This is a genomic window from Kitasatospora sp. NPDC091207, assembly GCF_044768625.1.
GTDB lineage: Bacteria > Actinomycetota > Actinomycetes > Streptomycetales > Streptomycetaceae > Kitasatospora.
On record NZ_JBIVVS010000017.1, the window covers coordinates 160,015 to 182,632 of the forward strand.

Consider the following 22,618-nt stretch of genomic DNA (forward strand, 5'->3'; position numbering starts at 1 on the left):
TATGACTGCCCTGACCACGGTGACCGCCGAGTCCGCCGAGCCCGCCGCGAACGCCGCCTCCCTCGCTCTCGCGGTACCCCGGGGCGTGCCCGGGCTGATCGGCCTGGGCGGTCTGCTCCTCCTGCTCGCCGTTCTCGCCCACCTCGCCGTCCGGCGCGGCGGCGGGTGGCGGGCGGCCCGTCGCCGGCTGCGCCGCGAGGCCGCCGCGACGGCCGCCGGGTTCGCCGCGCCCGTCCGGGCCCAGCTGCGCTTCCGCCGCGGCCTGCGGCTGATGCTCCGGCTGCTGGGCTCCCGGGAGGGCTGGGCCGACGCGGAGCGGGCGGTGCTGGGCGCCGGGGTGGTGCCGGGCGTCCGGCCCTACGGGGCGCTGCTCGGCCCGGCCCTGGTGGGGGTGCTGGTGGCCTGCGGGCCCGGCGCGCCGCCGCGGCCGCCGGAGCCCTGGGTCGTGGACGACGCCGACCCGCGGCTCTGGTGGATCGCCCGGGAGGACGTGACCGCGACCCCGGTCGGGGGCGGGCGACCCGCGCCCCTGCTGGCCCTGCTGGGCACCGACGGGCGGCACGCTGTTCTGCTCGACCTCGCCGACGGGCCCGCCGTCACGGAGTTCGGCGGCGAGCGGGGCCTGGCCAGGGCGGTGCTGCAGGCCGTGGCGGCCCAGTTGGACACCCGGCTGCCGGTCGGCGCGGTCACCGTCGCGGACGGTGTCCACCCGCACCACCCGGGCCCCGAGCCGGCCGCCGCCCTGCTGGCGGCCGAGCGGGCGGCGGCCGGCGGGCACCCGGCCTTCGCGGTCTGCGCCACGGTCGTGGACGAGGAGCGGCCGGCGGCCGGGGTCCGGGTCCTGACGCTCGGCGGGTCCCGGGGCAGCGCGAGGCTGCTGACCGCCGACCGGGACGGGCTGCGGATCCGGGGCAGCGGGTTGCGGGTCGACGCGGTGGCGCTGGCCAGGGCGACCGCACGGATCCTGCGCGGTCTGCCGCCCCATCCCGCGTTCGACGCCGCGCCGGCGGACGACACCGACCTGGTCGAGCCGGACCTGACCGGGCCCACCCCGACGACGGCGACCGGCACGACCGCGACCGGCACGACGGCGACCGGCGAGCCCGTGCCGACCGTGACCGCACCGGCGCCGGTCGGCCCGAAGCCCACGCCGACCGCACCGGCGCCCGAACCCGTCGCCCCCGAGCCCCCGGCACCCGCACCCGCGTCCGTCGACCCGGCGGCCGCGGAGCCGGCCCCGTTCCGGGTCGGTCCGGTGGCCCCCGCCCCGGACCGGAGCGATCCGGTGCCGGCCGGGCGGCAGCGCTTCGCCCGTCGCGCGCCCGGGACGGACGGGGCCGCCCCGGCGGCCGCCACCCCGGCCCCGGACGGGCCGGTCGCCGACCCGGTGGTCTCGGGCGTCCGGAGCCGGCTCGGCCGGCTGAGCCCGGTGGCCGGACCGGACGAAGGGGCCTTCGGCCCGGTCCGGGCACCGGCGGCCCAGCCCCCGGGCGCGCCGCCGGAGGAGGACGACCTGGCCGAGCCGGACCTGGCCGGGTACGGGCCCGGCGTCTCCGCCGCCGTCGCGGAGTGACCGGGGTTCGCTCCGTCACCGCTGCTCAGCCCATTCCCGCTAGCCGCCCCGCCGCCGACCCGACCCCCCTGGAGAACACCCGGTGAAGCTCACCGTCACCCTCGTCGACGGCGCCGACCGCCGCCGCGACCACGTGCTGGACCTGGCACCGTACGCGACCGTCGGCGAGCTGGCCGCCGCGGTGGACCGCGACCCGCCCGGGGCGCCGGACCCCCGCCAGGAGGCCGGCCGGGCCGGTGGGGTGGAGGCGTTCCTGGCGGGGGAGGGCACGGCCCCGCCACGCGGACTCCACCTGGGCGCCCGCCCGCTGGACCCGGAGACCCTGGTCGCGGAGTCCGGGGTGGTCGAGGGCGCCGTCCTCGGGCTCGGCGCGCCCGTCGCGGCCCCGGACCGGATCAGGATCCCCCCGGTGGACGGGCCGTCCGACGGCCCGGCGCACCTGGAACTCCACCTGGTCTCCGGGCCCGGCGCCGGGCGGACCTGGCGGCTGGGGCCGGGCAGCCACGAGATCGGCTCGGACCGGGCCTGCGCCGTCCGGCTGCGCGGCGCCGACGTCCCGGCCGGCGGCCTCTGGCTGACCGTCGGCCAGGACGGCTCCGCCTCCTGGCACCGGACCGGGGGCGCCCCGGGCGAGGTCCGCGGCTGCGTCCCGGGCCCGCCGCCGGCCCCCGGCGGCGAACCCGCCGCCGCAGCCGCCCCGCGGCACGGGGTCGTCACCGCCTGGCCGCTCGGCGGTGACCTCGCGGTCGGCGCGGCGCTGCTGCGCCTCGTCGAGCCCGTCGAGCCGGACGCCGCCGTGGTGCCCTCCGCGGACGGCGTCGGCGTGGACTACAACCGCCCGCCGCGGATCGCCCCGCACCTGGACGCCGAGCGGCTCCGGCTGCCGCTGCCTCCCACCACACCCGCGCGGCGCCCGTTCCCGCTGCTGATGATGCTGGCGCCGGTGGTGCTCGGCATGGTGATGGTCGCGGTCTTCCATTCGTACTTCTACCTGGTGTTCATCCTGTTCAGCCCGGTGATGGCGCTTGCCAACTGGATCGGCGGCAGGCGCAGCAACCGCCGGCAGCACGAGCAGGACGAGGCCCGCTACCGGGCCCGTCGCCGGACGCTGGAGCGGGAGATCCGGGTGGCGGCCGACCGCGAGCGGGAGGTGCGCGGCCTGGCCGGGCCGGACCCGGCGACGGTCGGGCTCACCGCCGTCGGCCCCGGCAGCCGGCTCTGGGAGCGGCGCCGCCGCGACCCCGACCACCTGGTGCTGCGGCTCGGCACGGTGGACCAGCCGTCCGTGAAGGAGCTGGACGACCCCGCTCGCGACGAGAACCACCGGGCGGTGCGCTGGAACATCCCCGACGTGCCGATCGGTGTCGAGGTCGCCGAGCACGGCGTGGTCGGCGTGGCGGGCTCGGAGGAGCCCGTCCAGGCGCTCGCGCGCTGGCTGGTGGCCCAGTCCGCCGTCCTGCACAGTCCGCGCGACCTGCGCGTGGTGGTCCTCTCCGACCGGTCCCGCGCGGACGGCTGGGCCTGGGTGCGCTGGCTGCCGCACCTGCGCCCGGCGGCCCGGGGCGGCCCGCTGGTGTCCGTCGGCAACGACCCCGAGTCGACCGCGAACCGGATCTCCGAACTGGTGGCCCAGATCCAGGCCCGGCAGCGGGTGCTCGGCTCGTCCATGGGCAAGGCGATGTTCAACGAGCCGGACGTGCTGGTGATCGCCGACGGCGCCCGGCAGCTGCGCGAGGTGCCCGGGATGGTGCAGGTGCTCACCGACGGCCCCCGGGTGCGGGTGTTCAGCATCTGCCTGGACACCCAGGAGCGGCTGCTGCCCGAGGAGTGCAGCACCGTGGTGCTGGCCGCCGGGCACCGGCTGACGGTCCGCCGCACCGGGGCGCCCGACCTGACCGACGTCCGCGCGGACCTGGTCGACGCCGACTGGTGCGAGCAGGTCGCCCGGGCCCTGGCGCCGGTGCGGGACGTCAGCCCCGAGCACGACGCCGGGCTCCCGCAGCAGGTCAGGCTGCTGGACCTGCTGCGGATCGAACCGCCGGACCCGGCGCAGCTGCTGGCCCGCTGGCGCCGCCGGCCCGCGTCCACCGCCTTCCTGCTCGGCACCGGCTACGACGGGCCGCTCTCCCTGGATCTGGTCCGTGACGGCCCGCACGCCCTGGTCGCCGGCACCACCGGCTCCGGCAAGTCCGAGCTGCTCCAGTCCTTCGTCGCCTCGCTGGCGGCCGCCAACCGGCCGGACGAGCTGACCTTCGTCCTGGTCGACTACAAGGGCGGCTCGGCCTTCCGCGAGTGCGCCGAACTCCCGCACACCCTCGGCATGGTGACCGACCTCGACGCCCACCTGGTGGAGCGCGCGCTGGCCTCGCTGGGCGCCGAACTGCGCCGCCGCGAGCGGCTGCTGGCGGACGTCGCGGCCAAGGACCACCCCGAGTACCGCTCCAAGCGGCTCGCCGATCCCGCGCTGCCGCCGCTGCCCCGACTGCTGCTGGTGATCGACGAGTTCGCCACCTTGGTCCGGGAGGTGCCGGACTTCGTCCCCGGGCTGATCGGGATCGCCCAGCGCGGCCGCTCGCTCGGCATCCACCTGGTGCTCGCCACCCAGCGCCCCTCCGGCGCCGTCACCAGCGACATCCGCGCCAACACCAACCTGCGGATCGCGCTGCGGGTCACCGACTCGACCGAGAGCCAGGACATCATCGACACCTCCGAGGCCGTGCACATCCCCGCCTCCGCCCCCGGGCGGGCGCTGGTGCGCCTCGGACACCGCTCGACCGTGCCGTTCCAGGCCGCCTGGGCGGGCGCCGCCCGGCCCGGGGCGGACGCCCGGGGGCCCGCCGCGCCGCCGCGCCGCGCGGGCGGCGCGGTGCGCGCCGTCGAACTCTCCTGGACCGGACTCGGCCGCCCGGTCGCGCTGCCGGCGGCGGACGTCGACCCCGGCGCGCCCGCCGCGCCGGCCCCCACCGACCTGCAGGCCCTGGTGGACGCCCTGCGCGAGGCCGCGGCCGGGCTGGACGACTTCGTGCCGCAGCCCAGCCCGTGGCTGCCCGCCCTGGCGGAGGAGGTCCGGCTCGACGAGCTGGTGGCGCTGCTGCCCGAGTACCACGGCCGCGGCATCCCGCCGATCCCCTACGCCCTGGAGGACGTGCCGCAGTTGCAGGAGCGCCGGGTCGCCACCGCCGACCTGGCCACCTTCGGGCACCTCTACGTGGTCGGCGCGCCCCGCTCCGGCCGGACGCAGGTGCTGCGCACCCTGGCCGGTTCGGCCGCCCGCACCGCCTCCTCGGCCGACGTGCACCTCTACGGCATCGACGCCGCCGGCGGGGGCCTGGCCGCGCTCACCGCGCTGCCGCACTGCGGCGCGGTCGTCTCCCGGCACGACCTGGAGCGGCTGGAGCGCCTGCTGCACCGGCTCACCGCCGAACTGACGAAGCGTCAGGAACTCTGCAGCGAGAAGAACGCGGCCGGTCTGAACGAGCTGCGCGCCGTGCTGCCCGCGGCGGAGCGACCCGCGCACATCCTGCTGCTGATCGACGGCTGGGACGCGCTGGCGGGCCTGCTCGACGACCACGACAACGGGCGGCTCGCGGACGTCGTCACCCGGCTGCTGCGCGAGGGCGCGGCGGTGGGGATCCACGTGGTCGCCAGCTCGGAGCGCTCCCTGCTCGGCGGCCGGCTGGCCGCGCACAACGACCACAAGCTGCTGCTGCGCCAGGGTGACCGCAACGACTACCAGCTGGTCGGCCTCTCGCCGAGCAAGGTGCCCGGCGCGGTGCCGGCCGGGCGCGGCTGGCACGTGCTGAGCGGCACCGAGACCCAGGTCGCGCTGCTCGCCCCCGGCGCGGGTGGCCAGGAGCAGGCCCGTGCGCTGGCCGCGATCGGTGTCGAGACCGCCCGCCGGGACGCCAGGGTGCCCGCCGCCCGGCGGCCGTTCCCGGTCGCCGCGCTGCCCCGGTCGGTCGACTTCGCCGAGGCCTTCGAGACGGTCGGGCCCGAGCTGCGCCGCCCGATGTGGGGCCTGCTCGGGCTGGGTGGTGACGACGCGGGCCCGGTGGGGGTGGACTTCGCGGGCGCTTCGGCGGTGTTCGCGGTGCTCGGCCCGCCCGGATCGGGCCGCAGCACGGTCCTCGCCTCGCTGGCGGTGTCCCTGCTGGCCGGCGGCACCTCGCTGGTGGTGCTGACCCCGCGGCACTCGCCGCTGCGGGCGCTGGCCCGGCACGCCCGGGCGCGGGTGCTCACCGAGCCGGACCCTTCGCCGCAGGACGTCCAGGCCGCCCTCGACGGGCTCGACGGGCCCAGGGTGGTGGTGGTCGACGACGCCGACCTGCTGGCGATGCCGGCCTGCGACCGCATCCTCAAGGACATCGCCGCGTTCGGTCGCGACCGCGGCCTCGGACTGCTCTACGCCGGCCCGGCCGACGCCCTGCAGGTCGCGATGGGCAGCTGGGTGACGGCCGCCAAGCGGGCCCGCCGGGGGCTGCTGCTGGCGCCCAAGAGCCTGCAGGAGGGGGACATGATCGGCGTCCGGCTGCCGGTGCACCTCATCCGCACCACCCCGTCGGTCGGCCGGGGCTGGACCACCGGCCGGGCCGGGGAGCCGATGGCCGTGCAGGTGCCGCTGACGGTGCTGCGCGCCGAGGGCTGAGCACGCGGCGGGGGCCGGGACGGGTGTCCCGGCCCCCGTACGGTGCTGGTGTCACTTGCTCTCGCGCAGGCTGGCGGCCATGTCCTGGTCCATCTGGTGCATCTGGTCCTTGATCTGCCGGAACTGCTTGGCGAAGCCCTTGATGCCGTCCATCGCGGCCAGCAGGCTGGTGTTGAACTTGTCGTACGCCTCCTGCATCGCGGGGCTGGACTGCTGGAACACCATGCCGTCGCCGAGCAGGCCGTTCACGTCGTTCTTCAGGTCGTTCAGCATCGGCACGATGTTGTCGCTGGCCGAGTCCAGCCGGCCCGAGGTGGCCTCGATCTTCTCGAAGTCCAGGGAGATGTTGGGCATGGTCGTCCTCTCGAAGGGTGGTGGGTGACCGTGGCCGGGGGCCGGGTCAGTACATCGTCGGGGGGTCGTAGTTCGGGTCCTGCTCCGGTGGGCCGCCGCCGGTCTGCTGCCACTCCTGGCCCGGTCCGCCGCGGTGGTACTCGGTCTTCACGCCGTCGTTGTCGGTGACGGTCATGTCGCCGCTGCCGTCCTCCTGCAGGTGCGTCTCGGCGTGGTTCTTGGTGCCGTCCGCGTACACGGTGTCGGTGGTGAAGGAGCGGCCGTGGTCGGTGTAGCTGGTGGTCGAGGTGTAGGTCTGGCCGTCGTGGGTGACGGTCGTCTCCTCCTTGATCACGTTGTTGTCGCCGTCCAGCGTGAGGTGGGTGTGCACCGAGCCGTTGGCGGTGTCGATGGTCTGGTCGACGGGCGGTGCGCCGGGGTCGGTGGCCTTGCAGAACTCCGGGACCGTCCCGTCCGGGCCGGGGGTGCACTGGTCGGCGTGGGCGTTGCGGTAGTCCCAGGCCGCCTTGTCGTTGCGCCAGGCGTCCAGGCCCATGTTGGTGCCCATCACCCCGAGGCCGTCGGCGACCTGCGCGTCCACGTCGAAGTAGCCGTCGGCGACCGCGCCGAAGACGTCGCCCAGCTGCTTGAGGTGGTCCACGGCCCGGTTCATCGGGTCCTTGGAGAGCCGGTAGAGGCTGCGGAAGCCGTTGGTGACGTTCGGGTCCCCGAACACGGCCTGGGCGTCGCCGAGCTTCCCGGAGCCGTACTGGGAGAAGAGGCTGTCGTGCAGCGTCGGCGAGATCCGGTCCGCGAGGCTGTGCAGGTCCTTGCGGGCCTCGTGGAGGATCCCGTAGTCCATCGAGAAGTCGGGCAAGGGGTCCCTCCGGTCGGGTCGGTACACCGTGCTGCTGCGCCCGGACCACGTCCGAGACCCGGCCCCGGTTCACCACGCCCCGCCGGCGCGGCCCGGGGCACCGCGGTGAGCCGCCGTCCAGCCGCGTCGAGTCGTCGTCGAGCCGCCGCGGGCCGTGGTGAACCGCCGGGGCCGTCCGGCCGTGGTCGGGCGGGAGCGTTCCGCGCGCGGCGGGCAGCGCCCCACCGCGAGGCCGCGTACGGAGAGGACCCGGGATGGCTCAGCGTCCGACCGACTGGACCGCGATCGGCCTGAGCGGTGACCCCACGCCGGGGGACCCGGACCGGATGGACGAGGTGCAGCGCTCGCTGGCCGACCTCGGCCGGGTCGCCCGGGAGATCGACGACGCGCTGGACGCGGTGCTCAACAAGACCGGTGACGGCGCGTTCGTCGGGCAGACCGCCGACGCGCTCCGCGACAAGATCAGCGGCCCGCTGCGCGGCTTCGTCCAGTCGGTGGCCGACGCCTTCGAGAACTCCGCCCGGGCGCTGACCACCTACGCGGGTGTGGTGCGCGACCAGCAGTGGCGCGCGGACAACGCGCTCTCCCAGGGGCGCGGCCTGGCCAAGGACGACTCCCGGCTGACCGAGCTGGCGAGCACGGCCCGGCAGGCCGGCACGGCCCAGGACGAGGCCGGCCGGACGGCCGGCAGCGCGCTCAGCAGCGCGGCCCGGGGGATCAAGCAGCCGGTCTCCGACTGCGACCTGTTCTGGGAGGCCTTCCAGTGGCTGGCCATCGCGCTGATCCTGCCCGCGCTGGTCTTCGGCGGCCCGATCGCGCTGATCGCCATCGGCGCCAACCTCGCGATCTTCGTCAAGACGGCCGTCGACTTCGCCCAGGGCAAGGCCAGCGCACTGGACCTCTTCCTCTCCGGCCTCGGCATGATCGCACCGACCACCAAGGGCATCCCGCTGCTCAAACTCATCAGCGCCGGGGCCAAGTTCACCTGGGCCGGGATCAAGAGCGTCGGCCAGACGGTGAGCAACTTCTTCCGCGGCGTGTTCACCGGCGGCGGCCTGCACGGCTTCCGGTTCCTGCCGGGCCTGTGGGACCTCGCCAGGATCACCGGTAGCTGGATCAAGTCCGGCGGTCTCTGGGTGAAGAGCACGATCACCAACCTGCCGCACCTGGCGGGCGTGACCTTCAGCGCCGGCGGTCTCGCCGTCATCCAGGGCATCAAGAGCCTGCCCGGCCTGGTCCGCGGCCTGCCCGCCGGCCTCGGCCGGATCGGTACCGGGACCTGGAACTTCGCCCGGGCCGAGCTCGGCGGCACCAAGTGGCTGCGGCTGTTCCTGCCGGTCGACGCGGCCGAGATCGGGCAGTTCGGGCTGCGCGGCGCCCTGCGGATCGGCTTCTTCGAGCGCGGTGTGCTCGGGAAGTTCCGGTTCGGGGCGCCGCTGCTGGGCACCGCCGGGCGCACGGCCGCGGCGATCCCCGTCCCGCCGCCGCTGCACCAGGTGGACGCCCTGGTCGACCTGCCGCGCGCCGACCTCGCGAAGGTCCGGCTGGGCGACTGGGCCGGACCGCGCGGCCTGGACCTCCCGCACCTGGAGCCCGGCGGCCTCGGGCTCTCCTTCTCCCGGCCGCCGACCTTCGGCGTGCACTCCGGCCTCACCGACCAGCTCTCGTTCGCGCCGCACGCCGTGCGCCAACTGGACGCCCTGCTCGACATCCCGGTCCGCGAGCTGCACTCCGTCCGGATGGGCGACTGGGGCAACCTCACCGTCACCCCGGGCGGCCTCCACCTGGACACCGGCCTCGGCGTCAGTGCCCACCCGGGCGGCCTCGGGACCGGGGCGGGCGTGCACGCGGGCACGCCCGCCGGCCTGCACCTGCCGGGCACGCTCGGCAGTGTGCAGCCGGCCCCGGTCCACCTCGCGGACGTCACGACGGGCGCCGGGACCGGCGCCGTCCACCTGCCGTCGGTGCAGACCCAGACGATCGGCCTGCACCAGCCGGCCACCGGGGTGGGCACGATCGGCACGGGCGCCGTGCACACCGTCACCCCGCACGTGCCCGCCGTGCACACCGCAGACCTTTCGGCCACGACCACCCAGCTGGCCCCGACCACCCACCTGCACCCGCCGACCGTGCTCCAGCACAGCGGCGGCCTCACCCCCGGCATCACCGTGCCGGGCGCGTCCGTCCCCGGCCTCGGCACGGTCGGCACTCCGGGCGCGCAGCTGCACGGCGCGCTGGACCTGCTCGCCACCGGCTCCCCGATCAACCGGGCGGACTCCCCCGTCTTCGGCACCGGCGGCCACCTCGGCGAGCACAGCCGGAACGCCCTGACGGCCCATCAGGTCAACCTGCACCTCTCCGAGTTCGCCCCGCCCAGGGTGACCGTCGCCCCGCCGGTCGTGCTGCCCGGCGTGCACACCGTCACCCCGCCCGCCACGGGGGCGGTCGGCCGGGTGGACGACGCCCTCGGCCTGCTCGACACCGGCGCCCTGGCCCGAACCCAGTCGCCGACGTCCCTGGTCCAGGCCCCGACCGTGCAGACGCCGACCGTCCATGCCCCGGCCGTACAGACGCCGGCCGTCCATGCGCCGACCGTGCAGAGCCCCTCCGTGCAGACGCCGGCCGTGCACCAGCCGACCCCGCACACCCCGACCGGTCACGCCCCGGCCCCGGTGGTCCTCACCGCGGCCCCGACGCCGCCGGCGCACACCGCCGGCGGCACCGGACTCCCGCACGGCGCCGGCCCCGAGCGGCTGACCGGCGCCCAGCTCGACCGGCTCTGGCGCGAGCAGAGCGACCGGGTGGTCGCCCTGTTCGGCCAGGCCGACGACCCGGGCCGGGTGGCCCGCCTCGACGCCTGGGCCGATCTCACCCTGGCCCGCCACGAGTTCGGCCGGGCCGACCGGCTGCTGTCCGACCTGCATGCCCGCCCCGGCTCCGGCTCGCGGCCCAGCCCGGTGGTGATCCACGCCCAGGCCTCGGTGGACGCCGCCGCCCAGCGCCTCGACGACACCCTCGACCGGCTCGCCGCGCTCGGCGTCGACCCGGCCCGGATGGACCAGGACCTCGCCCGGCTCACCGCCGACAGCCTGCGCGAGCGCCCCCGGCTGCTCGGCGGTGCCGAGACCGGCGGCGGCGTCCCACCGGCGCACGTCCAGCCGCAGGTCGCGCCGCAGCCGCACGTCCAGCCGCAGCCCGCACCGCAGCCCGTCGTGCTCACCCTGACCGACAGCGCGGTGGGCGGCCCCAACGGCTGGCGGATCGAGACCACCACCGCCAACGGCGGGCAGGTCCACCGGGTGCTGGACGCCCACGACGTGCCGGACCCGACGCTGCGCCCGATCGCCCGCCCCGGCGGCGGCTTCGACGTCCACAACGCCCATCTCGGCAGCACCCAGAGCTACGACGGAACCGGCCGGCTGGTGGCCGAGGACCTCCCGCTCGCCGGCCCGGACGGCGCACCGGTCGGGCAGCACGTGCACATCGACTTCGACGGCCAGGGCCACCCGACGTACCAGGTGCACGACGTCGACGGCGTCGTGGGGCTCGACGTCCACCCTCGCCCGGGCGGCGGCTTCGACCTGCGCGACCCGGTGACCGGCGGACACCGCGGCTTCGACCACGGCGGACAGTTCGTCGAGGAGGGCCGTCCGCTGCTGACCGCGGGCGGCGTGCCGCTGGGGCCGGTGCTGCTCCTCGGCCACGACAACGGGGTGGTCACCCGCTCGCTGGGCAACGCCGGCGGCCACGACCTGACCGTGCTGAACGGCGGGGCCGGCCTGCGGGTCACCGACCCCGTCACCGGCCGCTCGGTCCGGTTCGACCCCGACGGCGGGTTCCAGGGGGAGGGCCTGGCGCTCGGCGACGGGGCGGGTCTGCGGGGGACGCACTTCGTGGTCCCTCAGGGTGGCGGTCATGTGCTCACCGACGTGGCGGGTACCCGGTTGCCGCAGCCGGTGACCACGCTGGCGGACGGCACGGTGCGGCTGACCGATCCCGTGACGTTCCGTTCGGTGCGGTACGGGGGTGACGGCCTCCAGGCGGAGAGCGGTCTCGCGCTGGCGGACGTGAACGGTGTGCGGGGCGTCGACTTCCTCACCGACGGCGCCCAGCACCGCCTGACGGACGCGCTGGGTCGGCCGAGCGGTCTGACGGCCGATCCGCTGCCGGCCGGTGGGTGGCGGGTGACCGATCCGGGGTCCGGGGTGTCCACCCGCTACACGCCGCAGGGCGGTTTCGGCGAGCAGGGCATCGCGCTCGGCGACGCCGCCGGCCTGCGGGGGGCGCACTTCGTGGTCCCGCAGGGCGGCGGTCACGTGCTCACCGACGCGGCCGGTACGCGGTTGCCGCAGCCGGTGACCACGCTGGCGGACGGCACGGTGCGGCTGACCGACCTCGGGACCGGTCGTTCGGTGCGGTACGGCGGTGACGGTCTGCAGGTGGAGAGCGGTCTGGCGTTGGCGGATGTCAACGGTGTGCGGGGCGTTCACTTCCTCACCGACGGCGCTCCTCATCGCCTGACCGACGATCTCGGCCGGCCGAGCGGTCTGACGGCCGATCCGCTGCCGGCCGGTGGGTGGCGGGTGACCGATCCGGGGTCCGGGGTGTCCACCCGCTACACGCCGCAGGGCGGTTTCGGCGAGCAGGGCATCGCGCTCGGCGACGCCGCCGGCCTGCGCGGGGCGCACTTCGCGGTGCCGCAGGGTGGCGGCCACGTCCTCACCGACGCGGCCGGGACCCCGCTGCCCGAGCGGGTGATCGCCCACCCGGGCGGCGGCTTCCGGGTCGAGCAGCCGCCCCTCACGCCCGGCGGCGGCCTGCGGTACGAGCGGCACGGCGCGGACGGCATCCTCCAGGTCGACGGGCAGCAGCTGCTCGACAGCACCGGTCGGCCGCTGGGGCATCTGGAGCGCCCGGCCGGCGGCCCGGTCCATCCGCTGGCCTTCCAGTGGACGGACGCGGGCTTCCACCCGGACCCGCGGCTGGTCGTCACCCCGGAGGGCACCGGGTTCCGGGTCGTCGACCCGGCCGGCGGGTACCGGGTCTTCGACGACGCCGGGCGGCTGGTCGACGACGGGACCAGGCTGCACGGCCCCGGCGGCGCGCCACTGAACGAGTGGGTGGTGGCGCACACCCCGCCCGGCGGCCCGCGCACCCTGCAGGTCGTGGACGCGGCCGGGACCCCGCTCCCGCACCTCACCGCCGTGGACCGGCCCGGTGGCGGGCACCAGATCACCGACACCACCGCGGGCGGGGACTTCGTCCGGTACGGCGGGGACGGTTCGCGACTGGAGACCGGCACCGGGCTGCAGGGCCCCGACGGCCACCCGAACGGCACCTTCGCGGTCGTCCCCGAGCCCGCCCCCGGCGCCGTCGCCGGTCCGGGCCACCTGGAGAACCCGGCGGGCGTCCGGGTGCCCGAACGGACCGTCACCGTGCGGCCGGACGGCGGGCTGCAGGTGTCCTTCGACCGCCCGGGCGGCCCCCGGGACGGCGAGTTCACCGTCCACGCGCCGAACGGCGGCGCCGTCACCCGCCAGGGCTTCAACGTGGTGGACGCCGGCCGCCGCACCGACCACCAGTACGTCATCGACCACACCGCCGCCGGGGGAGCCACCTGGCAGCGGACGCCGCACCCGGCCGCGGCCACCCCGCCGCCGGCCGGCACCGGCGCGTTCCACCACGGCCGGGTGGAGATCACCGGCGGCGGCAACCGGATCCGGCTGATGTCCGCCACCTACGCGCCGGTGGAGGTGTTCGAACGGCGGATGCTGTCCGGTGGCGGAGTCCTGGACGCCTTCCGGCGGACCGACACGATCTCCTTCGGCGACCTCAACCGCCGGACCGCCTGGGCGCAGTGGGACGGCGCCGGCGGGCTGGCCAACCACGGTACCCGCCGCTACGACACCTCCGGCTTCGGCTGGCGGGACGTCGACCACCGGGGCACCACCGTCCACCAGTACCGCGACGGGCTGCAGAAGACCGGCGGCGTCACCGGCCACACCTTCGCCGTCCGCGGCGCCGACCGTTCCTGGACCTGGCACCGCTTCGACGGCGCCGGGGTGGAGCTCGGGCACGGCCCGCGCACCCAGCACCGGGACAGCGGCTGGACGGACCGGCTCGGCGACGGCACCAACACCGTCGTCCAGAAGCAGTGGGGGATGGGCCACGGGCCGGACAAGGCCGGGCACTTCCAGGAGTACACCTGGCGCAACGGGGTCGGCCAGACCTGGGAGCGGCACTCCCCGCACGGCAAGGAGGTCGGCAAGCGCGAAGTCCTGACGACCGACCAGGGGGTGGTGACCACGACCCGCTGGTCCGAGCAGCGCCCGCCGCTCTGGGTGCGCGACCGGCTCGGCGGGGCGCCGCAGGGCTCCGTCCGCCACCTGGGCAGTGACACCCGCTTCCAGACCTTCCTGTGGAACAAGACCGGCGGGGTGAACCCCGGTGGCGGCCTGCGCTACGTGGGCATGGACAGCAGCGTGGTCGACCTCGCCGCGGACGGCCGGTTCGTCCGCTCCACGGGGAAGCTGCACAGCGGCGCCACGCTCAAGGTCGGTGACCACGCCACCCCGCCGCCCCATCCGCCGACCAACCCCGCGCACATCCCCTGGGAGGAGCCCGGTCGAGCCGGCTACCGGGCCGAGCTGACCCCGCCGGCCGGCGGCGGCGCGCACCACCCGATCTGGCAGGACCGCTTCCAGGCGCCGGGCGGCAACGACTGGCGGGTGGCCCGGGAGGGCTTCCCCGACGGCTCGGTGCGCGAGTACCGGGTGCCGCCGCGGGTCGATCCGGCGACCGGGCAGGTCCACGCCCGGTCGGCCGACCCCTGGGTGCAGCGCGACCCCCACGGCAACCTCACCGGCACCCACGACAGTTGGAGCGACGCGCACGGCAACGTCACCCGGATCACCGGCACCGGCCGCCCGGACTCCGCCGAGTGGCGCTGGACCGGCACCGACCACCTGGGCAACCCGGTCGGCGGCCGCCGCATGGTGTTCCGCGGCTCCGACGACCCGCGGCTGCCCTGGGACGACTCCTTCCGGGACTTCGACGCCGACGGCGCGCTGGTCCGCGAGCGGAACATGCTCGACGGCGGCCGGTACGCCGACTCCTGGCGGGGCGTCGACCCGGTGGGCGGCGGGGAGCGCTGGTTCACCCGCAAGTACGGGCCGGACGGCGCCGCCGTCGACTACGGCGCCGGCCAGCAGGTCCGCCGCTGGTGGAACGGCACCACCCGGACCTGGGACGACCAGTGGCGGGCCGGCACCCGGCACTTCCGGGACGAGTTCCGCCCGGCCGGCGGCGGCCCGGCCCTCACCGTCCGCGAGGTGCCCCCGCACCTGGCGCTCGGCGACGGCCCGCTGCGGGTGCGCGAGTACGTCCAGGGCAACGGCGCGCCGCACCCGGCCGGCGCCTGGAAGGAGTTCGACCACGGCGCGGTGGTCCGCGAGCGCAAGCCGCTCGGCGACGGCACCTTCCTGGAGAAGGACGCCTGGCGCGGCCAGTGGCGCCGCTACGACGGCAACAACCACATCATCGCGCAGCGCACCGACAGCGGCCTGGTCTGGGAGACGGCCCCCGGCGGCCGGTTCCGGGTCACCGGCAACGAGTACGACTTCCGCGGCCCGCTCACCGAGATCCGCGGCTTCGGCCGGCGGATCCGCGAGGCCAACCGGCTGCCCTGGGGCGACTCGGTCGAGATCCGGGTGCCGCGGCTGCAGAACGCGCTGGACGGGGTACCGGGCCTGCCGGCCGCGAACCACGGGATCGTGCCGCTCGGCGAGGCGCTCTACCAGCCGTACTGGAAGGTGCTGGCGAAGAAGGTCGCGCTGGAGTTCGGGCAGGAGTTCGTCCTGGAGTTCGCCGCCAACCTGGCCGTCAACGGCATCGTCGCGGCCGTCAACAACAAGCCGTTCACCGGCAAGGACGCGCTCAAGTCCTTCGCGAACGCGGCCGTCGGGGCCGGTGTCAAGAGCCTGGTCTCGACCGGGATGCACGAGCTGCGCGGCTCCGCCGTCGGCGGGCCGAAGTCGGTGCTGGGCAACGTGGACGGCGGCAAGCACGAGATGCGCCGGCCCAACAACCACGACAAGCACTGGGCCAACGAGTGGGCGGGCAACGAGACCCCGACCCGCTGGCGCGGCGGCACCTACGACTTCTTCTACAACGCGGCCCTGGGCGGTGTGGTCGGCTGGGTCAACGGCTCGATGAACGCCGCCGTCTGGGGCGTCACCGGGGCCGACGGCAAGACCCATGTGCTGAGCGGGATGGACGCCTTCCTGGACGGCGGCATCGCGGGCCTGGCCGGGCTGACCACGGCGAGCAGCGCGGCGCTCGCCAAGAACGCGGTGATCATGGGCGGCGGCAGCCGGTTCTTCCACCGGCAGGGCTTCGCCGAGTTCTGGATCCAGCTGCCGTTCAAGATCTTCGAGAAGTCGGTCACCTCGCTCTGGCTGACCAACGCCTACCGGGCCGGCATCAACCCCTCGTGGTACCGCAACCCGGCGCCGGTGCCCAAGCCCGTCCCCGTCCCCGTCCCCGCCCCCGTCCTCACCCCCGCCCCCGTACCGCAGCAAGGACAACAGCCCTGATGCACCACCGGACACACCGGATCCACGCCGTCGGCCCGCGCGGCCGGGGCGTCCACCGCCTGATCGCCGACGCCCTGCGGGCCGCCCTGCCCGGCGACACGGTGGTGGTCGCCCCCGGCCGCTACGAGGAGTCGCTGGAACTCCCGAGGCGGGTCGTGCTGGTCGCCGAACAGGGCACCGGCACCGTCCTGCTGGCCGCCCCGCCCGGCGGCGGCCCCGCGCTCACCGTGCGGGGACCGGACTGCCTGGTCCGCAGCCTGGACATCGAGGGCGCCGACCCCGGCGAGCCCGCCGTCACCGTCACCCCCGGCGCCGGGCTGGTGCTGGCCCACTGCACCGTCCGCGGCGGCCGGATCGAGGTCCACGGGCCGGACGGCCCCGAGCCGGGGGCGCGGACCGGCGACGGCGAGGAGGGCAGCTCGGCCGTGCTGCTGCGGGACTGCCGGCTGCACGGCTCCCGGCTGGCCGCCCTGCGGCTGTCGGGCGGCGCCCGGGTCCGGGCCGAGTCCACCGTGATCGCCGACACCGACGGCACCGGCGCCGTGCTCTCCGGGACGGCCCGGCTGGACGCCGTCCGGCTCCGGCTGGAGTCCGTCACCGGCTCCGGCATCCGGCTGCGCGGACGCTCCGGGCTCCGGCTCGCCGACTCCGTGCTGCACGGCACCGGCCGGGCCGGCCTGCTGCTGGAGGACGGCGCCGGGGCGGTCGTCGAGACCACCCGGATCGAGGCGGCCGGAGCGGCCGGCGTGCACGTCACCGGCTCGGCCTCGGCCCAGCTCGTCGACTGCCGGATCCTGCGGGCCGCCGCCAGCGCCCTGGTCGTCCAGGACGACGGCCGGCTCTCCGCCGACGGCTGCACGGTCGCCGCACCCGCCGCCAACGGCCTGCTGGCCACCGACCACGCCCGGGCCGAACTCACCGACTGCCGGCTGGACGACTGCGCGTTCAGCGCCGTCCACCTCTCCGACGAGGCCGGCGCCGCCCTCACCGGCTGCCGGGTGCGGGGCGGCGCCGAGCACGGCGTCCACCTGGCCGGGAAGGCGGACGCCGCCCTGACCGACTGCGCCGTCACCGGCGTCGCCATGACCGGCGTGGCGGTCACCGGGCAGGCCCGCGCCACCGTCACCGGCTGCCGGATCGCCGCCGCCCACACCGGCATCGCCGTCACCTCCCCGACCGGCTCCCGGATCGAGCACTCCACCGTCACCACGACCACCCGGGCCGGGCTGGAGATCGGCACCGGCGGCAGCGCCGTCCTGGTCGGCAACCGGGTCGCCGGGGCGGGCGCGGCCGGCCTGCTGCTGGACGCCGGCTCCGACGCCCGGGTCGAGGGCGGCTCGGTGGAGGGCAGCACCGGCTCCGGGGTGGTGGTGTGGACGGGCGCCCGGCCGGTCGTCGGCGGACTGCGGATCGAGGACACCGGCCGCAACGGCATCTACTTCGCCGAGGGCGCCGGCGGCGTGTTCACCTCCTGCGACGTGGTGCGCAGCCGCTTCCCCGCGCTGCACCTGGCCGACGGCGCCGCCCCCCGGCTGCGGCGCTGCCGGCTGCTCGACTGCGCCGGGGCGCTCGGCGGCGAGCCCGGCGCGGCCCCCGTCTTCGAGCAGTGCGACCTCGGCGACCACCCCGGGCTCCCGCCGGCCCCCGCCGCCCCCGCGCTCCCGGCCCCGGCCGCCCCGGGCCCGCCGGGCGCCGCCGGGCCGGCGGTCGCCGCCCCGGTCGAACCGTTCGACGAGACCGTGCCGGAGGAGAGCCTGGACGACCTGCTGGCCGACCTCGGCACCCTGGTCGGCCTGGAGCGGGTCAAGCACGACGTGCACTCCATGGTGAAGCTGATGCAGGCCGTCCGGCTGCGCGAGGAGGCCGGGCTCCCCGCGCCGCCGCTCAGCCGCCACCTGGTCTTCGCCGGCAACCCCGGAACCGGCAAGACCACCGTCGCCCGGCTCTACGGACGGCTGTTGAAGGCCCTCGGACTGCTGCGCCGCGGCCACCTGGTCGAGGTGGACCGCAGCGCCCTGGTGGGCGAGTACGTCGGGCACACCGGACCGCGCACCGCCGCCGCGTTCACCCGGGCGCTCGGCGGCGTGCTCTTCATCGACGAGGCGTACTCCCTGGTGCCGGCGGCCGGCGGCGGCCACGACTTCGGGCTGGAGGCCGTCGCCACCCTGGTCAAGCTGATGGAGGACCACCGCGACGACGTGGTGGTGATCGCCGCCGGGTACCCGGCCGACATGGCCCGCTTCATCGCCTCCAACCCCGGGCTCTCCTCCCGCTTCACCCGCACGCTGCTCTTCGAGGACTACACCGCGCCCGACCTGGTCGCGATCGTCGACCACCAGGCCCGCGAGCACCGGTACGAACTCACCGCGGACACCCGACGGCGGCTGCTGCGCCACTTCGAGACGATCCCGCGCGGCTCCGGCTTCGGCAACGGCCGCTCCGCCCGGCAGACCTTCCAGGAGATGACCGAGCGCCAGGCCCAGCGCATGGCGGAACTCACCACCGCGCCCACCGCCGGCCAACTCACCGCCCTGGAGCCCGAGGACCTCCCGTAGGTCCGGCCCGGCCGATCCCGCGCCGATCCGCCGGGACCGCGCCGATCCGGCGGGACCGGCCGGACGGGCCCCGGCCCGGACCCCGCCCCCCGGCGGCACCGGAACCGCCCCGACGTGGGTGATTCCGGTGACAACGCGACCCCGTACCGCTACGGTGGGCGGCAGTCGATACCGGGGGGTAGGGCACCGAAGTGCAGATGTCCATGACGACGCATGCCCGGCCCGAGGGCAGGCCGGCGGACCATGAGGCATTCGAGCAACGGCCCGGGCCGGCCTCGCCGACGTCGACCGGCGGCAACCCGCACACCGAGCAGCGCACGGTCGTGCTCCCGCCCGAGGCGGCCGCGGCGGCGCTCTCCGTCCCGGCGAGGCCGGGCTCGCACAACCTGCCGCCCCGGCCCGCCGGCGAACTCGTCGGCCGGGACGCGGCGTTACGGGCGATCGGCGCGGCGCTGGCGGACGGCGGCGGCCTGGTCACCCAGGCCACCACCCTGCACGGCCTCGGCGGTGTCGGGAAGACGGCCCTCGCCCTCCACTACGCCTACGCGCACGCGGCCGACCACCCGCTGGTCTGGTGGATCACCGCCGAGTCCGAGGAGCAGATCGGCGAGGCCTTCGCCGACCTCGCCGTCCACCTGTACCCGTCCTGGGCCCTGACCGCCCCGCCGAGCCAGCAGGCCGAGTGGGCGCTGGCCTGGCTGCGCGCGCACCGCGGCTGGCTGCTGGTCTTCGACAACGCCGAGGACCCGGTCCACCTCACGCCCTACCTCGGCCGGCTGCTCGGCCACGGCCACCACCTGGTCACCAGCCGCTGCGCGAGCGGCTGGCACCCGGGCATCCACCCGGTCCACATCGACGTCCTCGACCGGCGGCAGGCCGCCCGGCTGCTCTGCGACACGGCCCGCCCCGGGGAGACCGTCGACGCGGCCGAGCGCGCCGAGGCCGGGGCCCTCGCCGAGGAACTCGGCAACCTCCCGCTCGCCCTCGCCCAGGCCGGCGCCTACATCCAGCAGACCGGTGTCACCTTCGGCGCCTACCGGGAGCTGCTGCGCACCGTCACCCCCTCCGACCCGGACGCCGCGCCCAGCGCGGTCGACACCGTCGCCCGGCTCTGGCACACCACCCTGCACACCGTCCGGACCGGCGCCCCGTTCGCCGTCGACCTGCTGCGCACGCTCGCCTGGTACGCCCCGGAGGCGCTGCCGCGCGAGGCACTGCTGCCGTTCGGCGCCCGCCGGCCCGCCGAAGTGGACTCCGCGCTGCGGCTGTTGGCCGACTACCACCTCATCACCCTCGGCCCGCAGACCGTCGCCGTGCACCGCCTGCTGCAGAGCGTCCTGCGCGGTTCCGACCGCGACCGCCGGGTCCGGGCCCGCGCGGAGGGCCATCTGGCCGGCGCGGTGGCCCGCCTCTGGCCGAGCTCGGACCTGCGGATCCGCCGGGCGCTGCTGCCCCACATCCGGGAGCTGGCCGCCACCGGTCCCACCGAGCGGCCCACCCGGGAGACCGTCGGGCTCTACCGGCTGGCCGCCGAGGAGTTGACCGAACGGGAGCAGCGGATCTTCGCCATCCCGCTGGTCACCGCCGTGGCCGACGGCCTGACCCGCCTGCTGGGCGCCGACCACCTCGACACGCTCGCCAGCCGGGGCCGACTCGCCGAACTGCACGCCCGCGAGGGTGACCCGACCCGCGCGGTCGCCCTCTGCCGGGCCGTGGTGGCCGCGCGCAGCCGGGCACAGGGCCCCGACCACCCCGCCGTGCTCGGCGACCGCCACACCCTGGCCCACGCCCTGCGCAAGGCGGGGGAGCACGCGCTCGCGGTGGCGGAGTTCGGGGCGGTGGCGGCCGACCGGGCCCGGGTGCTCGGCGCCGACCACCCGGATACCCTGTCCACCCGGGCCGGGCTCGCCTACGCCCTCCAGGTGTCCGGACAACACCGGTCGTCGGTAAGGGAGTTCGAGGAGCTGCTGGCCGACCGGGCCCGGGTGCTCGGCGCCGACCACCCCGACGTCCTGTCCAGCCGCAACAGCCTCGCCTACGCCCAGCTGACCGTCGGCGAGCACCGGCTCGCGCTGGCCCTCTACACCCAGGCCGTCACCGACCGGGCCCGGGTGCTCGGCGCGGACCACCCCGACACCCTCACCGGCCGCAGCTGGCTCGCCGCCGCCCACGCGGTGGCCGGCGACCACCCCGCGGCCGTGGCCGGCTACGAGTCCGTCGCCCGCGACCGCGCCCGCACCCAGGGCGCCGAGCACCCGCGGACCCTGGAGGCCCGCGGCCAACTGGCGGTGGCCCGGTCGGAGGCCGGCCGCCGGACCGTCGCGGTGCGCGAACTGCGGGCCCTGGCCACCGAGTACGTCCGGGTCCTGGGACCGGACCACCCGGACACCCTGGAGGCGCGTTCCGCGCTGGCCTGGGCCCACCGCGAGGCGGGGGAGCACCGGCGGGCCGTCGAGCTCTACGCGGCCCTGGTCCGCGACCGCGTCCGGGTCCAGGGCCCCGACCACCCGGACACCCTGGACGAACGCGCCGTCCTGGCGTACGCCCGGCAGACGGCCGGGGCGGCCCGGGAGGCCGTCGCCGACCAGGAGGGGATCGTCGCCGACCGCACCCGGGTCCAGGGCGCGGACCACCGGGACACCCTGGAGGCGCGCTCCGGCCTGGCCTGGGCCTGCCACGAGGCCGGGGAACAGCGCCGCGCCGTCGGCCTCTACGAGGCCCTGATCGCCGACCGCGCCCGCGTCCAGGGCGCGGACCACCCCGACACCCTGGAGGAGCGCGACAGCCTGGCCCGGGCCTGCCGCGAGGGCGGCGAACACCGGCGCGCCATCGAGCTGTGCGAGGCGCTGGCCGCCGACCGCCGGCGGGTCCAGGGGGCCGACCACCTCGACACCCTGGAGGCGCGCTCCGGCCTGGCCCGGGCCTGCCACGAGGCGGGGGAGCACCCGCGGGCCGTCGAGCTCTACGAGGCCCTGGTCCGCGACCGCGTCCGGGTCCAGGGCCCCGACCACCCGGTCACCCTCAACACCCGCTGGTGGCTGGCGACGGCCCACCGCGAGGCCGGTGAGCGGCGCCGGGCCGTCGAGCTGTTCGCGGCCCTGATCGCCGACCGCACCCGGGTCCAGGGCGCGGACCACCCCGACACCCTGAACTCCCGCTGGTGGCACGCCTCGGCGTACCGGGAGGCCGGCGAGCACCGCCGGGCCGTCGGCCTCTTCGAAGGCCTGCTCGCCGACCGGCTGCGGGTCCAGGGCCCCGACCACCCGGACAGCCTCAACACCCGGGCCGGCCTGGCCTGGGCCTGCCGGACGGCCGGGGACCACGAACGGGCCGTCGGGCTCTACGACGCCCTGCTCGCCGACCGGCTGCGCGTCCAGGGCCCCGACCACCCCGACACCCTCAACACCCGGGCCGGGATGGCCTGGGCCAGTGGCGAGGCGGGCGAGCACGACCGCGCCGTCGAGCTGTTCACGGCGCTGCTCGCCGACCGCACCCGCGTCCAGGGGGCCGACCGCCCGGCCACCCTGAACGCCGCCGCCGGTCTGGCCTGGGCCTACCGGGAGGCCGGGGAGTACGGGCGGTCCGTCGCACGGTACGAGGAACTGCTCGCGGACCGGCTGCGGGTGCAGGGCGCGGACCACCCGGACACCCTCAACACCCGGGCGAGCCTGGCCTGGGCGTACCGGGAGGCCGGTGAGCACCGGCGGGCCGTCGGGCTCTACGACGCCCTGCTCGCCGACCGGCTGCGGGTCCAGGGCGCGGACCACCTCGACACCCTCAACACCCGCTGGCGGCAGGCGTCGGCGTACCGGGAGGCCGGCGAGTACCGGCGTGCGGCCGGGCTGTTCGCGGCGCTGGTCGCGGACCGCTCCCGGGTCCAGGGGCCGGACCACCCGGACACCCTGGGCGCGCGCTGGTGGCAGGCCTCGGCCCACCGCGACACGGGCGAGTACCGGCGTGCGGCCGGGCTGTTCGCGGCGCTGGTCGCGGACCGCTCCCGGGTCCAGGGGCCGGACCACCCGGACACCCTGGGCGCGCGCT

The 22,618-nt window shown here is 76.6% G+C and carries 7 protein-coding genes; 5 read left to right on the forward strand and 2 right to left on the reverse strand.

From position 1 onward, the window contains the following. The first annotated feature begins 1 nt into the window (after window position 1). Together ACIQTO_RS25875 and ACIQTO_RS25880 are read left to right on the forward strand one after the other, a co-directional pair. Entirely contained in the window at window positions 2-1,573 is a 1,572-nt protein-coding gene (locus tag ACIQTO_RS25875) for a hypothetical protein (RefSeq protein ID WP_402392420.1), read from the forward strand. 82 nt (window positions 1,574-1,655) lie between these two features. Beyond that, a complete protein-coding gene (locus tag ACIQTO_RS25880) occupies window positions 1,656-6,218 on the forward strand; it encodes an FtsK/SpoIIIE domain-containing protein (protein WP_402392423.1) in 4,563 nt (1,520 codons plus the stop codon). A 51-nt stretch (window positions 6,219-6,269) separates the two neighbouring features. Here the strand turns inward: ACIQTO_RS25880 and ACIQTO_RS25885 are convergent, their stop codons facing one another. After that, a complete protein-coding gene (locus ACIQTO_RS25885) occupies window positions 6,270-6,572 on the reverse strand; it encodes a WXG100 family type VII secretion target (RefSeq protein ID WP_360634883.1) in 303 nt (100 codons plus the stop codon). Between the two features lie 46 nt (window positions 6,573-6,618). Then, window positions 6,619-7,428, reverse strand: a complete 810-nt coding sequence (locus ACIQTO_RS25890; RefSeq protein ID WP_402392426.1) for a hypothetical protein — start codon at window positions 7,426-7,428, stop codon at window positions 6,619-6,621. A 254-nt stretch (window positions 7,429-7,682) separates the two neighbouring features. Here ACIQTO_RS25890 and ACIQTO_RS25895 point away from each other — a divergent pair, with 254 nt between their 5' ends. The 3 genes from ACIQTO_RS25895 to fxsT form a co-directional block, all read left to right on the forward strand. Continuing rightward, a complete protein-coding gene (locus ACIQTO_RS25895) occupies window positions 7,683-16,022 on the forward strand; it encodes a hypothetical protein (protein ID WP_402392429.1) in 8,340 nt (2,779 codons plus the stop codon). Then, window positions 16,022-18,577 (forward strand): right-handed parallel beta-helix repeat-containing protein, encoded by a 2,556-nt coding sequence (locus ACIQTO_RS25900; protein ID WP_402392431.1) that lies wholly within the window; start codon window positions 16,022-16,024, stop codon window positions 18,575-18,577. The genes ACIQTO_RS25895 and ACIQTO_RS25900 overlap by 1 nt, the downstream gene beginning before the upstream one ends. Window positions 18,578-18,780: 203 nt before the next feature. Then, window positions 18,781-22,618, forward strand: a 3,838-nt coding sequence (fxsT, locus tag ACIQTO_RS25905; protein WP_402392434.1) for an FxSxx-COOH system tetratricopeptide repeat protein, incomplete at its 3' end; no start/stop codon positions are given.

Coding starts and splice junctions, on each gene's coding strand:
- ACIQTO_RS25875 (WP_402392420.1), top strand. CDS start 2: ATGACTGCCCTGACCACGGTGACCGCCGAGTCCGCCGAGCCCGCCGCG.
- ACIQTO_RS25885 (WP_360634883.1), bottom strand. CDS start 6,572: ATGCCCAACATCTCCCTGGACTTCGAGAAGATCGAGGCCACCTCGGGC.
- ACIQTO_RS25895 (WP_402392429.1), top strand. CDS start 7,683: ATGGCTCAGCGTCCGACCGACTGGACCGCGATCGGCCTGAGCGGTGAC.
- ACIQTO_RS25900 (WP_402392431.1), top strand. CDS start 16,022: ATGCACCACCGGACACACCGGATCCACGCCGTCGGCCCGCGCGGCCGG.